This window comes from Rhodococcus sp. BH4, from assembly GCF_002079265.1.
In the GTDB taxonomy this organism is placed as follows: Bacteria; Actinomycetota; Actinomycetes; order Mycobacteriales; family Mycobacteriaceae; genus Rhodococcus_F; species Rhodococcus_F qingshengii.
The window spans coordinates 1,072,203-1,087,768 of the sequence record NZ_CP014941.1; the positions used below are offsets into that span (position 1 = coordinate 1,072,203).

At 62.2% G+C, this 15,566-nt stretch carries 13 protein-coding genes; 7 read left to right on the forward strand and 6 right to left on the reverse strand.

Translation table 11 applies throughout. From position 1 onward, the window contains the following. Window positions 1–15: 15 nt before the first annotated feature. Window positions 16–948: a tyrosine-protein phosphatase gene (locus tag A0W34_RS04960; RefSeq protein ID WP_081557405.1), complete on the reverse strand. Its 933-nt coding sequence runs from the start codon at window positions 946–948 to the stop codon at window positions 16–18. A 250-nt stretch (window positions 949–1,198) separates the two neighbouring features. On the opposite strand from A0W34_RS04960, the gene A0W34_RS04965 reads away from it, so the two are divergent. From A0W34_RS04965 to A0W34_RS04975, 3 genes are all read left to right on the forward strand, one after another. Further along, window positions 1,199–2,233 (forward strand): ABC transporter substrate-binding protein, encoded by a 1,035-nt coding sequence (locus A0W34_RS04965; protein ID WP_081557406.1) that lies wholly within the window; start codon window positions 1,199–1,201, stop codon window positions 2,231–2,233. 155 nt (window positions 2,234–2,388) lie between these two features. Next, the gene (locus tag A0W34_RS04970) at window positions 2,389–3,282 is read left to right on the forward strand and encodes a phosphoribosylaminoimidazolesuccinocarboxamide synthase (RefSeq protein WP_003945463.1); all 894 of its coding nucleotides are present in this window, start codon (window positions 2,389–2,391) and stop codon (window positions 3,280–3,282) included. Then, window positions 3,279–5,393, forward strand: coding sequence for a S9 family peptidase (locus A0W34_RS04975; protein ID WP_081557407.1), 2,115 nt, complete (start codon window positions 3,279–3,281; stop codon window positions 5,391–5,393). Before A0W34_RS04970 ends, A0W34_RS04975 begins: the two co-directional genes overlap by 4 nt. 44 nt (window positions 5,394–5,437) lie before the next feature. Here A0W34_RS04975 and A0W34_RS04980 read toward each other — a convergent pair whose 3' ends face one another. Together A0W34_RS04980 and A0W34_RS04985 are read right to left on the reverse strand one after the other, a co-directional pair. Next, a complete protein-coding gene (locus A0W34_RS04980) occupies window positions 5,438–6,127 on the reverse strand; it encodes a response regulator (protein ID WP_003945570.1) in 690 nt (229 codons plus the stop codon). Further along, the gene (locus A0W34_RS04985) at window positions 6,124–7,710 is read right to left on the reverse strand and encodes a sensor histidine kinase (RefSeq protein WP_064111810.1); all 1,587 of its coding nucleotides are present in this window, start codon (window positions 7,708–7,710) and stop codon (window positions 6,124–6,126) included. Before A0W34_RS04985 ends, A0W34_RS04980 begins: the two co-directional genes overlap by 4 nt. Window positions 7,711–7,829: 119 nt before the next feature. Here A0W34_RS04985 and A0W34_RS04990 point away from each other — a divergent pair, with 119 nt between their 5' ends. Then, entirely contained in the window at window positions 7,830–9,242 is a 1,413-nt protein-coding gene (locus A0W34_RS04990) for a C4-dicarboxylate transporter DctA (RefSeq protein ID WP_007734438.1), read from the forward strand. Window positions 9,243–9,370: 128 nt separating this feature from the next. Here the strand turns inward: A0W34_RS04990 and A0W34_RS04995 are convergent, their stop codons facing one another. From A0W34_RS04995 to A0W34_RS05005, 3 genes are all read right to left on the reverse strand, one after another. Further along, window positions 9,371–10,594 (reverse strand): acyl-CoA dehydrogenase family protein, encoded by a 1,224-nt coding sequence (locus tag A0W34_RS04995; protein ID WP_081557408.1) that lies wholly within the window; start codon window positions 10,592–10,594, stop codon window positions 9,371–9,373. Further along, window positions 10,591–11,868 carry an acyl-CoA dehydrogenase family protein gene (locus A0W34_RS05000; protein WP_042452652.1) on the reverse strand — a complete coding sequence of 426 codons (1,278 nt, stop codon included), beginning with the start codon at window positions 11,866–11,868 and terminating at the stop codon, window positions 10,591–10,593. The genes A0W34_RS04995 and A0W34_RS05000 overlap by 4 nt, the downstream gene beginning before the upstream one ends. A gap of 125 nt (window positions 11,869–11,993) precedes the next feature. After that, a complete protein-coding gene (locus A0W34_RS05005; protein ID WP_232329985.1) occupies window positions 11,994–12,818 on the reverse strand; it encodes a sucrase ferredoxin in 825 nt (274 codons plus the stop codon). Between the two features lie 277 nt (window positions 12,819–13,095). On the opposite strand from A0W34_RS05005, the gene A0W34_RS05010 reads away from it, so the two are divergent. From A0W34_RS05010 to A0W34_RS05020, 3 genes are all read left to right on the forward strand, one after another. After that, on the forward strand, window positions 13,096–14,034 hold the full coding sequence (locus tag A0W34_RS05010; protein WP_042452648.1) for an ABC transporter substrate-binding protein: 939 nt from the start codon (window positions 13,096–13,098) through the stop codon (window positions 14,032–14,034). Between the two features lie 47 nt (window positions 14,035–14,081). Beyond that, window positions 14,082–14,579: a glutathione peroxidase gene (locus A0W34_RS05015; protein WP_003945816.1), complete on the forward strand. Its 498-nt coding sequence runs from the start codon at window positions 14,082–14,084 to the stop codon at window positions 14,577–14,579. Between the two features lie 94 nt (window positions 14,580–14,673). Next, window positions 14,674–15,378, forward strand: coding sequence for a DUF2334 domain-containing protein (locus A0W34_RS05020; protein WP_007734443.1), 705 nt, complete (start codon window positions 14,674–14,676; stop codon window positions 15,376–15,378). Window positions 15,379–15,566: the final 188 nt, after the last annotated feature.

Genomic DNA, 15,566 nt, shown 5'->3' on the forward strand with positions numbered 1-15,566 from the left:
GGGCATCCGTGCCACTCAGCCCAGCAGTTTGGCTTTGAGCGTCATGACAGTCGCCGGGCTCAGACCCAGGCCCTCGGTCAGGTACCGATCGACCGACCCGTAGGTCTGGTCCAACTGGGCGAGACCGGCATCGAGATAGCTTGCCTCGACACCCAACAGAGGCTCCATGTTGACGGCCATCTGTTCGCCCAGGCTCGCCGCGATGCCCGCGCGCGTGGCCTTCATGCCTTCGGCTGTGTACTCGTTGGTCAGCAAGTAGTCGTTCATGATCACCGAGCGGTCGACACCGGCGATACTCAGCAGCAGAAACGACGTCCAGCCGGTGCGGTCTTTGCCTGCGGTGCAGTGGAAGACCTGTGCACCTTCGGTTTCCGCGAGACCCGTGAGCAACTGCGCGAACCCGGCTCGCTCCGTCGCTCCGGTGACGAAGGCGCGGTTCATGTCCTGCATCATCGATCGTGAGTCCTCGGGGGACTTGATCTTCGCGATCATCTCGGCGATGTTCCCGGACAGGATCGGAATGTTCTCGTACGCAACCCCGTCGGGCAAGACATCGGGCTTACTGGCGATCTCGGGTTCAGTGCGCAGATCGTAAACCTTTGTCAGTCCCAGCTTTTCGAGATTGCTCATGTCATCGCCCTTGGGCGTGATCGCGTTCGCGCGGTAGAAGACTCCCTTGTTCACGGGCAGGCCGAAAGTCCCCGAGTATCCGGCGTCGGTGCCTGCGACGTCGCGGAAATTGTCGATCCCGGTCAGCCGCGGCGCATCTGGGGTCTGCTCGGAACTGCCGAGGTTGCTGGATCCGAAATCCAGCGAGCCGAACAGCGGAGCCGAGGGGCCAGGTTCGGCCTGCGCGATCGAGGCGCCGAAACCGGTGATGAGAAAGCTACTGGTCAACGCAATGGCCGCGGCAGACCGTAGTGAGCAGGTACGGGTGGATCGGGACATGTGTGAGCCCTTCGTCGAGCGGAGAGAGTGGCGAGTCGATGAGGTATCGCGAAGGCAAGGTAGCGAGTTCGCGTGTCCGATTCGAGAGGAATCTTGCTTTGCTCCCTCTCAGTGGGAGGCGTGCTGCTGTGAGCGTGGGCGGCTCGGGAGGCGCAGTTCATTCCTCGGGAGCTGTGTTTGTGTAAAGGTCCAGTGCCCTGATATTGGTTAGCCTCACCAAATCAATTCCGGAGCAGTCCGGTGCGTTCAGATGGAGTTCAACATGCGGGTTCAAGGTCTGTCGCGGTTTCGCCGCGCAGTGGTGATCGGCGCAGCAGCTGCGCTGGCGGTCGGCGTCGCCGGCTGCAGCAACTCCGAGGAGGCGTCGTCCGAATCGTCGACGACAGCCGCGAGCTCGCAGACCCGTGTCTTCGAGGCGCAGAACGGATCCATCGAGATCCCGAGCGACCCGCAACGGATCGTGGCCTGCGGATACGCAGTTCTGCCGCTGATTCAGGCGGGAGCGAACCTGGCAGCAGTATGTGAGTGGACCCGTGAACTCGGCAACATGGACGACAAGACCAAGGCCGCTTACGAAGCTCTGCCGAAGGTCGCACCCGACGGCAACGTCTCCCAGCTCAACTACGAGGGAATCGTCGCTGCCGAGCCCGATCTGATCATCATGGGCGTTCCCGCTCGAGTCGAAAGCCAGCTGGACATGGCGCAGCTCGAGGCGGCCGCTCCCGTCGTCTTCCTGGGACCGACGGTTCCTGCTGATTGGCGAGTGCTGGGCGAGCAGTTCGCCGATGCCGCGAATGTCTCCGACACCTACGGCGAGTTCAAGGACGACTACGACGCCAAAACCGCCGAACTGGCCGCGAAGTACAAGGACAAGCTCGGCTCGCTGACCTTCGGCGGCGTGTGCAACGTCTGCAAGCCGGAGGCCGGCACCTTCTCACGCGAGTACGCGTCTTCGTACACGACCAATCTCTTCGACGGACTCGGACTGCAGTTCCCCGGCACCCCCGCAGACCCCGCCGACATCCACGTCGAACAGGTATCCATCGAGAAGATCGGCGAAAATCTCGGAAATGTCGACGTGATCGTCTACGGCCTCAACGCCGACGGCTCGATGTCTCCGCAGTTGCAGGAGCTGGTCGATTCCGAGCTGTGGAAGGAATTGCCCGCAGTGAAGGCCGGCAACGTCGTCCAGGTCCAGCATTCGCTGGCCGCGACCTATCAGACGGCTCTTCTGACGCTGGATTCGATCGACGAGGGCCTGTCGAAGCTGCCCGCAAACCAGTAGTTCATCGACTGTGACGGTGGCCTCTCGCCTGCTGGCGAGGGGCCACCTGCATATCCGGATGAGCAGGGCGGACAGCTCTCCGATCGGCGAGGACGCTTACCTGTCCCGGCTACCGGGGTTCTGTACGAACTGCGAACGCCCGATAGGGTGACCGGGTGCGTCCTACACTTGATTCCTACACTCATCTGGCCGGTGGCAAGGTCCGTGACCTTTACACGATCGACGACGAGCATCTGCTGCTTGTCGCGAGTGATCGGATCTCGGCCTACGACCACGTGCTCAGCACGCCGATCCCGGACAAGGGTCGCGTGCTCACCGCGATGAGCGTGTTCTTCTTCAACGTCCTCGGTGGCACCAACCACCTGGCCGGCGAGCCCGACGACGATCGCATCCCGGAAGAGGTTCTCGGCCGCGCTCTCGTGGTGCGCTCCCTCGACATGGTTCCCGTCGAATGCGTCGTTCGTGGCTTCCTCACCGGCTCCGGCTTGGTCGACTACAACAACACCGGCGCAGTGTGCGGCGTCGCGTTGCCCGAGGGCCTCGTCGAGGCCTCGCGTCTGCCCGACCCGATCTTCACCCCGGCGTCCAAGGCGGCTCTCGGGGATCACGACGAGAACATCAGCTTCGATCAGGTAGTGGAGAAGGTCGGCCAGAAGCTGGCAGTGCAGCTTCGCGAGGACACTCTCGACGTCTATGCCCGCGCCTCCAACTTCGCAGCCGATCGCGGAATCATCCTTGCCGACACCAAGCTCGAATTCGGTCTCGACTCCGCTGGAAACCTCGTGCTCGCCGACGAGGTGCTCACCCCCGACTCGTCGCGCTACTGGCCTCTCGAAGGCTACGAAGCGGGCAAGGTGCAGCCCAGTTTCGACAAGCAGTTCGTGCGCGACTGGCTCACGAGCCCTGAATCCGGCTGGGACCGTAGCTCGGACACGACACCGCCGCCGTTGCCGCAGGAGATCGTCGACGCGACCCGTGCACGCTACATCGAGGCGTACGAGCGCATTTCCGGTCTGTCCTTCGACGATTGGGTCGGTCCCAGCGCATGAGCCTGATCCCGCCGGTCGCAAAGAAGGTCCCCACCGAACGTACCCATCACGGACACACGTTCGTCGATGACTACGAGTGGCTGCGGGACAAGGACAACGCCGAGGTAGTCGCATACCTCGAAGCCGAAAACGCGTACACCGACGAGCAGACGGCCGCGCTCGAGCCCTTGCGCGAGAAGATCTTCCAGGAGATCAAGTCGCGGACGCAGGAAACCGACATGTCGGTGCCCACTCGCATGGGTAAGTGGTGGTACTACTCGCGCAGCGTGGAAGGCAAGTCGTACACCGTCCAGTGCCGGTGCCCCATCGCCGGTGAAGACGACTGGACTCCGCCCGACCTGACGCCCGGCGTCGAGCTGGCCGACGAGCAGATCCTCATGGACGGCAACGTCGAAGCCGAAGGGCACGAGTTCTTTTCGCTCGGCGCGTTCTCCATCAGCGAGGACGGCACGTTGCTCGCGTACTCGGTGGACATCGTCGGCGACGAGCGGTACACCTTGCGGTTCAAGAACCTCGAGACCGGTGAGATGCTCGCCGACGAGATTCCCGATACCGCGCCTGGCGCCACCTGGGCGATCGACCACAGTCACGTCTTCTACATGACGGTCGACGACTCCTGGCGTCCGGACACGGTGTGGCGTCACAAGCTGGGAACGCCGCAGAGTCAAGATGTTTCGGTGTTCCACGAGCCCGACGAACGGTACTGGGTTTCGGTGGGGTCCACCCGCAGTGAGAAGTACCTGATGATCTGGGTCGGTTCCAAGGTGACCAGCGAAGGCTGGATGCTGGAATCGGCGAACCCGGAAGGCGAATTCCGCGTCATCATCCCACGTCGCGAGGGCGTCGAGTACGGGGCCGAGCACGCCGTGATCGGGGGAGAGGACCGTTTCCTCATTCTCCACAACGACGTCGTCGACGGCATCAAGGCCGAGAACTTCGTGTTGGTGGAAGCTCCCGTGTCGGATCCGACGAACATGACGACGCTGATCGAGCACAGCGCCGACGTTCGTCTGGAAGAAGCCGAAGCCTTTGCCGGACACCTCGTCTTGAGCTACCGCCGCGAGGCGCTCACTCGGGTTGCCGTGTGGCCGTTGACGGATGACGGCTACGGCGAACGCCACGAGATCGACTTCGACGAAGAACTCTTCAGCATCGGCATGGGGTCCAACCCGGAATGGGCGCAGCCCACCATCCGGCTCGGATTCACCTCATTCATCACTCCCGGGCAGGTGTACGACTACTACGTCGCCAGTGGTGAACTGGCACTGCGTAAGTCGCAGCCCGTTCTCGGAGACTTCGATGCGAGTAACTACGAGCAGCGTCGCGACTGGGCAGTAGCCGACGACGGAACCCGCATTCCGCTCTCGATCGTGAGGCGCGTAGGTGCGCCGGAAGGTCCCGCGCCGCTGCTGTTGTACGGCTACGGTTCCTACGAGGCGAGCATCGACCCGTCGTTCTCGGTTGCCCGCTTGTCGTTGCTCGATCGCGGTGTCGTCTTCGTCGTCGCACACGTGCGCGGCGGCGGCGAGATGGGCCGTCACTGGTACGAAAACGGCAAGACGCTCACCAAGAAGAACACCTTCACCGATTTTGTCTCTTGCGCAAAGCATTTGATCGACACCGGTGTCACGTCGGCCGACCGGATGGTTGCCGACGGCGGTAGTGCAGGTGGATTGCTGATGGGCGCTGTCGCCAACCTTGCTCCGGAACTGTTTGCCGGCATTCTCGCCAATGTTCCGTTTGTCGACCCGTTGACGTCGATTCTCGATCCGTCGCTGCCGTTGACGGTCATCGAGTGGGACGAATGGGGAGATCCGCTGCACAACAAGGACGTCTACGACTACATGCGCTCGTACAGCCCGTACGAGAACGTGGAAGCCAAGGACTATCCCGCCATTCTTGCGATCACGAGCATCAACGACACCCGTGTTCTGTACGTGGAGCCGGCCAAGTGGGTCGCAAAACTGCGCGCCACCAAGACCGGTGATGCTCCGCTACTTCTCAAGACCGAGATGAGCGCCGGACACGGCGGTGTCAGCGGTCGGTACGAGAAGTGGAAAGAGGTCGCGTTCGAGTTCGCCTGGGTGTTGGACACCGTGGGCGCGAACTAGCTTCTGTGTCAATCAGGTTCGGTGACTGTCAGGTTCTGTGTCAATCAGGTTCTGCGGTAACGAACCTGAGGGCGCCCAGCGCGCCCGTACTCGGTCTCCCGGGTGAGCATGCCGTCGTCTGCCAGCTTTTCCAGGTAGCGCCAGGCTGTCACCCGGGACACGCCGACCGATGCTGCCACCTCGGCGGCGGTCACAGGACCTTCCGAATCCCGGACGGACGCTGCGACGAGTCCGAGTGTTTGAGACGCAAAGCCTTTCGGTGCCGCTGCTCGATCGTCGGACGTTCGTAGCGCGGACATCGCGCGGTCGATGTCGTGTTGACTGACCGCAGACTCTCCAGCGGGAAGCGCTGCACGATATTCGAGGTAGCGCTCGAGCTTGTCGCGGAATGCTGCGAAAGTGAACGGCTTGAGAAGATAGAGGACGATCCCGCGAGCCACGGCGCTTCGGACCACCTCCAGATCGCGCGCCGAGGTAACCGCGATGATGTCCGGACTGGGCCGCAAACCGCCCAGGGCGGAAGCCACGTCGAGACCGCTGGCGTCGGGCAACCCGATGTCGAGCAGGACCAGGTCGATGGGCTGGTCGGTGGCGTTGGCCGCCGTAACTGCACGCACGGCGGCGTTCCCGGAATGAACCACGCCGTGGACCACGAATTCCGGCACACGCTCGACGTACGAACGGTGCGCCTGGGCGATCAACGGTTCGTCGTCGACTATCAGCACACGGATCATCGCGGTGCTTCCGCCTCGCGCAGCGGGATACGGACAACCAGCATGGAGCCCATCGCCGGCTCGCTGGTGAGCGTGCCGCCGTGCCGTTTCACAACTTGAGAGACCAGTGCGAGACCGAGTCCGCGAGAGCCGGATTTTGTGGAGTAGCCACGGCCCTTGGCCTTTTCGAGTGCTTCGGGTGTCATTCCCGGGCCGCTGTCGGCGACGGCAACAACCATCATCGAATCCTCTTCCATTACCGTCACTTCCACCCACGGAGACTCGCTCGCGCGCGATGCGTCAATAGCATTGTCCACGAGATTGCCGACCAGCGTGACCAACTCGCGTGCATTGAGCGAAGGAACCGGACCGAGCGCGGTGTCTTCGGTGATGGTCAGGTCGACCCCGCGTTCGGTCGCTTCACTCATTTTCCCGAGCAGCAGTGCGGCGAGCGCCGGTTCGTGGACCGCATTCATCAGACGATCTATCAACTGTTGGGACACTCGCAATTCATTGGTGGCGAAGGCTACTGCGTCGTCGTTCCGGCCCAACTCGACCATCGTGATGATCGTGTGCAGACGATTTGCACTCTCGTGGGCTTGCGATCGAAGCGACTCGGCAAAACTGCGTACCGAATCCAATTCCCCGAGTACGTTCTGTAATTCGGTGTGATCGCGAATTGTCAGCACGGTGCCAATTCTGTTGCCCTCCCACTCAACCGGGTGTTGGTTGACCACCAGCACACGCTTGTCGGTGAGGTGCACTTGATCCTTCGCGGGAGAGGCGTCGTCGACTCGCATGGTCTCGGGGATGGACGAAAGTGGCACGGGCCCGTCCGGTAGATCGAGGAGGCGACGCGCTTCGTCGTTGACGATATCCACTCGCGCATCTCTGCTTCGGCCTCGCCCCATCACCACCAGACCCTCACCGATGCTGTGCAGGACGGCGTCGTGGTGTTCGTACATGGTGCGCAGTTCATCCGGCGCCATCCCCAAGGTCTGTCGCCGGATACGCCGACTCACCAGAAGTGAACTCAGGAGGGCGGCAAGAAGACCGCCGCCGGCAACGAACAGGATGACCGGAACACTTTGGGCGAACTGCTTGCTGATCTGCTCGCGGGTGACACCGGCAGAAACCAGACCGACCAAGGTTCCGCCGGAATCGTAGACAGGAGTGACTGCGCGGATCGACGGCCCCAGCGATCCGGCGTACGTCTCTGTGAAGGTCACGCCGGCAAGTGCGCGGTCGATGTTCCCGGTGAAGAGTTGACCGATCAGCTCCGGGCTCGTGTGGGTGAACCGAGTGCGATCAGGCGCCATCACCACGATGAAATCGACGCCGGTTGCCTGTCGGATCTTCTCGGTCTGTGGTTGCAGAATCGCGGTCGGGTCCGGACTCGTCAGGGCTGCCGCCGTCGAATCCGACAGGGCGAGAGTCTGCGCTATCGAGCTCACCTGCCTGCGGATCGCGTCGTCGCTGTCTCGGCGTTCGTCGACAACTGCGAGCGCGGCCCCCACGCCGATGACCAGCGCCAACAACGCCAATTGCAGGAGCAGGATCTGCCTGGCGACGCTCATACGTCGGCCGGTCTTTCGTTCGACCATCGAGCGCCTCCTGAACGTAATGAACACAAACTTCCGGGCCCACCTGTTTGCAACAAGAATTCTCCACGACTCGAAGTGATCCCGATCACTTCACAGATATCCGATCCAAAGGACACCCCATGAGCAGCACGGCAACAGGGACAGTAGACGGTTCCCCACAGCCCGAGGGCACCAAGGCAAAGCGCGACAAGACGCATTGGCTCTACATGAGCGTCATCGTCGCGGTCATCGGCGGCATCCTCGTCGGTTGGCTCGCACCCGAGTTCGGTAAGTCCGTCGGTGTACTCGGCACGTTGTTCGTCAGCCTGATCAAGATGATGATCAGCCCGGTCATCTTCTGCACCATCGTGCTCGGCATCGGCTCGGTTCGAGCGGCGGCCAAGGTCGGCAAGGTCGGCGGCCTCGCACTCGCCTACTTCATCGGGATGTCCACCATCGCACTCGCGATCGGCCTGGGCGTCGGCAACCTGCTCAACCCGGGCAGTGGCCTGAACATCACGCCCAATGCGGCCTCCGTGGCCAAGCTTGCAGATCAGGCCCACAGCGCGGGCGGTACCTGGGACTTCATCGCGTCCATCATTCCGACGTCGATGCTGTCCTCCCTCACAGCCGGCAGCGTGCTGCAGACTCTGTTCGTCGCCCTTCTGGTCGGCTTCGCGATCCAGTCGCTCGGCAAGTCGGGTGAACCGATCCTCAAGGCCGTCGGATACATCCAGAAGCTCGTGTTCAAGATCCTGACGATGATCCTCTGGCTCGCCCCGATCGGTGCTTTCGGTGCCATCGCCAGCGTCGTCGGCCAGACCGGTTTGAACGCCGTCGTCCAGCTCGGCACGCTGATGATCGGCTTCTACCTGACCTGCCTGATCTTCGTCTTCGGTGTTCTCGGAACGCTGCTGCGCGCGGTCACCGGATTCAACATCTTCAAGCTGGTCAAGTACTTGGCCCGTGAGTACCTGCTCATCTTCGCCACGTCGTCCTCCGAATCGGCACTGCCGCGTCTGATCGCCAAGATGGAGCACGTAGGCGTCGAGCGCACCACGGTGGGCATCGTCGTTCCCACGGGCTACTCGTTCAATCTCGACGGCACCGCGATCTACCTGACGATGGCCTCGATCTTCATCGCCGACGCCATGGGACAGCCACTCGGTTTCGGTGAACAGCTCTCGCTGCTGGTGTTCATGATCATCGCCTCCAAGGGCGCTGCCGGAGTCAGCGGCGCCGGTCTGGCCACGCTGGCAGGCGGACTGCAGAGCCATCGCCCCGAGCTTCTCGACGGCGTCGGACTCATCGTCGGAATCGACCGCTTCATGTCGGAAGCGCGAGCGATCACCAACTTCTCGGGCAATGCGGTTGCGACTCTCCTGGTCGGCGCCTGGACCAAGACGATCGACAAGGAACGCGTCGTCGAGGTACTCGACGGGAAGATTCCGTTCAACGAAGCCACGATGCTCGACGACGAGGACGAAGAAGAGCAGCACAAGCTCGAAACGGCTCCGACCGGCACCAAACAGTCGTTCGTGAGTCATCACTAGAAACGTCCGCTCTGCTGAACGTTTGACTGCGCTGCAGGCGCGGAACCCGATCTACGATCAGTGATCCTGGTCGTAACGATGAAAGAGACCGCCGCACCAACCGTGCGACGGTCTTTTTCTGTTCGTGGCTAGGTGTACCAGGTCGGTTCGGGAATCTCGCCGGTCAGAAAACGACTACCGACTTCACGGCGCTTGTACGCGAGCGGATCGTGAAGGGTATGCGTCCGGATGTTGCGCCAGTAGATGTCCAGGCCGACGTCGTTGGACGTGGCTCGGGCACCGGTCAGTTCGAAGATCTTGTTGCTGATATCCAAGGAGACGTCGGCGGCGCGAAGTTTTGCGGCCGCAATGCGTACGGCGAGGTCGCCGCGAGCCTGCTCGGTGAGGTTTTCGCGAGCGTCGTGGAGCACGGCGTCGGCCTCACGGCTGACCTGGTCCACGAAGGCCTCCGCTGCCCACAGCTTGGATTGCAAGTCGCCGTAGCCCTCACGGAGGTACCACTCGTCGGTTGCGATTTCGCGGTTGTCACCGCCGTACGGCCATGGACGCGTACGGGTTCGGGTGTACTCGGCGGCAGTGTCCAGTGCGCCACGAGCGATCCCGAGGTAGAAGTTGGCGAACACGATCTCGATCGCCGGGAAGTTCAGGGTGTTGTAGACCAGAGGTTGGAATTCCTTGTCGACAAAGCCTGCCGCACTTGCCCAGTCGACCTCGACGTCGTTGATCTCGACACTGCCGGAATCGGTGAGGCGCTGCCCGAGATTGTCCCAATCACCGCGGAAGACTATGCCGTCCTGAGCAGTCGGCACGATTGCGAACACATGCGTCGCAGTTCCGTCGATGATTCCTTCGACCACCGTGAGGTCGGTGACTCGGCCGCCGGTGGAAAACGACTTCACACCGTTGAACACCAGGGTGTCTCCGCGGTCCGCGACGGTGAGGTCGGTGTCTCGAGGGTTGACCGCGCCGCCGAAGAAGAATCGGTTGCTCGTGTACAGCTCCTCGACAGCGGAGATCTGCGGATCTGTTCCGACCAATCTGGCTGCCCATGCCCACAGGTAGTGGTATCCGAGCAGTTGTCCGATGGAGCCGTCGGCGCGGGCGATCTCCCGAACCACCTTGTAGGCGGTCTCCCATCGCTGCCCGCCGCCGCCGAACTCGACCGGGCCCAGGAGCGTCACAAGACCACTGTCCTTGAGCAGCTGAACTTCTCGGAACGGTGGTTCGCCGGCTCGGTCGCGGGCGAGTGCGTCGGCGGCAAGGATGTTGCTCACCTCGCGAGCCCGGTCGATCCAGCCCTCGGATGTGTCGGGAACGCCGACGAAGACTTCGGTTTCACTGGTCACGGTCATGCCTGTTCATCCTTTTCGGTCGGTGCGGTCCCGATGGCCCACACGTAAATCGGTTCGGTTCCGTTGATTTCGTAGTCGCCGACAACTTTGGATTTGAAGACGACCGGATTGTGGCTGGCGACGGTGCGGGCGTTGCGCCAGAATCGATCGAGATCGAGGTCGCGGCTGACTCCGGAAGCACCGAGTGCGTCGAAGATCTTGGCCGTGGCCGGCACGACGAGTCCGATCGAGGCGACTTGCCCTCGCCCCGAATCGATTTCGGCTGCGATGTTGGCGGCCTTCTCTTCCTCCGGCGAGCCGGAGAATGCGGCTTCGTAAGCCCATTGGGACGACTGTGCTGCGTGCAGTGCAACGGCCTCGGCTGCAAAGGCTGCAGAGGACACCTCGCCGACAACTTGCTGGATCTGCGAATCCTGCGCGTATCTCGGAGCGTTGCCGTGACTGAAGGTTCGAGTGCGAGAGGCAACTCGACGAGAGATCTCGATCGTAGCAGCCTTGGCGATGCCGGCGAGAGTGGCGAGGTGGAACAATTGGTAGAACGCGGTCTGGTATTTGAATCGCGTCGAGAAGTCGAAGATGTTCTCCGGCTGTACAATTGCGTCCTCGTAGACGGACGAACCGGAGCCAGTCGTCTGCTGGCCGAACCCGTTCCAATCGTCACTGTGTGTGACACCGGGTTGTCTCGCCTCGACCGCCGCGATCACGAATGCGCCGGTGTCGGTGCGCTGCGAGTACAGGTCGATCCAGTCGGCGAAGATGGAACCCGTGCTGTAGAACTTTGCCCCGTTCGCCAGGAAATGGTCGGCATCGGGTGCGGGCGAGACCTTGGTGTTGGCTTCGCCCAATGCAACGTCGCCGATTTCGGTCCACGCGTTGCCGACTAACTGTCCCTCCGCAAAGCGTCGGAGCCAGATGTCACGCTCCGGGCCTGGGTCGGCGACCAGTCGGTCTTCGACAAATGCGAAATGTCCGCGCAGGGCCTGGGTGATATTGGAATCGGCGCTCGACAGCTCGACTAGTAAGCGGATCAATTGCGGGATGCTCGCACCGGATCCACCGTGTGTTGTCGGCACCCGAACGGCGCCGAAGCCTGCATTCTTGAGTGCGTCGATCTGTTGGAAGGGAAGTACGTGATCGCGTTCGCGTTCGACGACGCCTTGTGCGATGTCCGCGAAGATCGGACGGAATTTCTCTGCCAGTGTTTCGTAGTCGACCTCACTTTTGATCGGATCAGCAGACCGGGGTACGGCATTCGGCGTCAGTGCGGTGGTCATGGGAAGAATGCAAGCTGTAAACACCAGGGGCGTCGATCCTTCATCGCGACCTGATTCGAAGTGTTGTCAGTCCGCGCAAATCTCGGTTCGATGGCCTGCCGGGCACTCTTGTCGAAATCGAGTGGTCAGTGGGGTTGCTCGTGAACGTGCTCGACGGTCCATCCGCTCCATTCGACGGTCCCTCCGGCACCACAATCATGTCGGAACGGCAGCCCTGGAGGACCGGAGCGAACGACGACGCGAAAGTCTCTCCCCTCCAACCGAAGATCGACAGTCGTGTGTTCTCCGTCGACACTCTCGCTGATGCTCTCGAGTGCGTCCGTGGCGACGATGTCGGTGGCGCGTCGGACAGCATGTTCGGCTGCCTGAGCGGCCTGTGACAGTGCCGCCCGGCCGCGCAGGTGCAGCAGCTCCAATTCTCCGGCTAGGTATTTCTCGGCAGCATCGATTGCGGAGTTGCCGTCCAGTCGGCTGAAATAGACTGCGGCAGGCCACGCAATCATGTTGGCCGCGAAACGATCTCCGCCGATGTGACTGCATTCCCACACATCTGCGATCTGTGCCGCGTTCAGCGCCGAAACGACCGGGCGGCCGAGTTCCGCGCAGCACGCATCCTTCTTTCCATGCGTGCAGACTGCGAAGAGCGGTTCCGTGCGGGAGCGGCCGAAGTCGGGTTCCGCTCCGGTGGCCATCGATTCGAACGGCAGTACCGACAGGTCCTCGTATCGGTCGACCGCCCCTTCCCGCATCCATTGGCGTGTGCCGTCCGTCCAGGCGAGTACACACGTCGGGGTGAGCACCCGGCGGTTGCGGGTCCGCCGGATCACCACGACACGGATACGGCCCTGCGCTGCGTAGATCTTTTCGGTGAGCGCGACGGGGAGAACGTCGTCAGGGGCGGACGCCGGCCAGGGGCCGGGATGCTCGATCAATACCCACAGATGTGTCATTCCGGCGCGACCGACCATAGGTTCGCCGGCGGTCGACGACTGCCGTGTACAGGCGTGAGGGCGTCGACTGGTTTGCGGATTGGCGACAAATTCCGAAAGGCACTGCATAGATCCTTTCCCCAGGACACCGTCGCTGTGGCAGGGGAGGGAAGACATGATGAGGCTCCAGTCTCGTAGGTTAGGCTCACCAGACTATTGGATGGTGAATCCTTTGCTCAGCCGCGGTGAATGCACGTGGCTGTGACGGTCGGAAGCAGTCGGTAACAGGAGTTTGTGAATGAAACGCAGTAACTCGCGGACGAAGTACATGCTGGGTGGTTTTGTCCTCGCCGCCATAGTGGCAACGACAACGGCGTGTGGCAGTGACGACAAGACGGATACCGGCAGTCAGTCTGCCGACACCGTGCACGCGGTCACCCACGCCCGTGGAACTACCGACGTACCGACGGATCCGCAGCGAGTTGTCGTGCTCGAGCCGGTTCAGCTCGACACGTCGGTAGCGCTGGGCGTGATTCCCGTGGGCACCGCGGTACTCAGCGAGACGACCGGCGTTCCGGCGTACCTCGGTGAGAAGGCGGCGGAGATCGAGATGGTCGGAACCGTCGCGGCACCGAACCTCGAGAAGATCGTCGCACTGAGCCCGGACCTGATCATCGGAACGGAATCGCGGCACGGTGATCTGTACGAGCAGCTCGCTGCCATCGCACCGACCGTCTACATGGCAACTCAGACCGATCCGTGGCAGGACAACGTCCAGTTCGTCGCAGAGGCGTTGAACAAGACCGATCAGGCAGGTGAACTGCTCGGTGACTACACGGCACGCTGCGAGGAAGTGGCGAGCAAGCACAGCACCGAGGGCAAGACCGCTCAGCTGATCCGCCCACGCGACGACGTTCTGACGCTGTACGGACCCACGTCGTTTGCCGGAAGCACTCTCGAATGTGCTGGACTCACGATTCCCGCACGCGACTGGGAGAACTCGATCTCGGTGGACCTCTCCCCGGAATTCGTCTCCGGAGCCAACGCCGACCTCATCCTGGTCACCTCCGCGAAACCGGCCGATGCCGGCACGATGCCGAAGGCCGTGGCCGACAACGCCGGATTCTTCCCGAACCCGCATCTGGTGGACATGTCCTACTGGATCACCGGCGTCGGACCGCTCGGCGGCCTCACCGTTCTGGACGACCTCGATCGCATTCTCGGAGCGTCGAATTAGCAGTGCGCGAAGGAGCAGTGCGTGAGAGAGTCGCTAAGTTGGAGCCTATGACAACTCCAGTACAGAACATCGCGATCAACACCCTCGGTGGCGTGCCCACCTCTTTGGGTGAATACGACGGCCGCGCCGTCCTCGTGGTCAACGTCGCGTCCAAGTGTGGACTGACCCCGCAGTACTCGGCGCTCGAGAAGCTGGCCAGCGAGTACGCCGATCGCGGTCTGACCGTGATCGGTATCCCGTGCAACCAGTTCATGGGGCAGGAACCGGGTACCGCCGAAGAGATCGAGACGTTCTGCTCCACTACCTACGGCGTCACGTTCCCGCTTCTCGAGAAGATCGAGGTGAACGGCGAAAACCAGCATCCGCTGTACGCCGAGCTCACCAAGGCGGCCGACGCCGAAGGCGCTGCGGGAGACATTCAGTGGAACTTCGAGAAGTTCCTGATCGGACCGGACGGCACCGTCGTCAACCGCTTCCGTCCGCGGACCGAGCCTGACGCACCCGAGGTTGTCGCCGCGATCGAAGCTGCGCTTCCCAAGAACTAGAGGTTTCCAAGAACCAGTAGGTGCGCTGAAAACTGCCGCCGGATGATCATCCGGCGGCAGTGTGCTGTTCACCCACAGCTGCCACTATCGGAGTATGTCCGCAGAACTGATCGTGTCGGTATCCGGAATCAGAGACGAGACATGTTATCTCGCTGCCGGATTCGCAGACGAGATGGACACTCGAGGTGTCCGCTTGTCGCTCCTGGTGGCGCCGCGACTGAAGGACAAATACCGACTGGCCGACGACGCGGTGACGACGGCTTGGCTGCGTGAGCGTCGCGAGCACGGCGATGCCATCGTTCTGCACGGCTACGACCAGGCCGCGACCAAGCGTCGCCGAGCCGAGTTCGCCACTCTGTCGAAGCACGAAGCGAAACTGCGACTACTCGCTGCGGACCGCGTTCTCGAGCATGCAGGCCTTCGGACCCGGGTGTTCGCACCGCCGCGCTGGGTGGCATCGCCCGGTGCCATGTCGGTGTTGCCGGAGACGGGCTTTCGCACGATGGCAGGCCTCGGGGCAGTACATGATCTGACCCGCGGAACCTTGCAACGGGGAAGGGTTTTCGGGATCGGCGAAGGCTTCAAGGCCGAGCCGTGGTGGTGTCGCGCATTGGTTCTCGGAGCCGGGCGTGCCGCCAAACGTGGGGGACTGGTCAGATTGTCGATCACGGCCAAGCAGTTGGGAAACGAGGGCCCACGTCAGGCCGTCCTCGACGCCGTCGACCTTGCCCTCTTCCACGAAGCCGACTCGCAGGTGTATCGGTGGAACTCCCCGTCTCAGGAGCTCGGCGCTGCCTGAATTCGGCAGTTGGCAACTATTTGATAGCTACGAGAACATGTCGTCTGTCCGGGTTGTCCGAGCGGGCAGACTCTTCGCGTTTCTCCACTTCCTTGCTGGTAGTAGTGCAGAGTGGGTCAAAATCGCATAAAACGGACGATTAATTAGAGCGCTGGGTCAGCCAACTCTCCCACTGCTAGAGTGCGTGC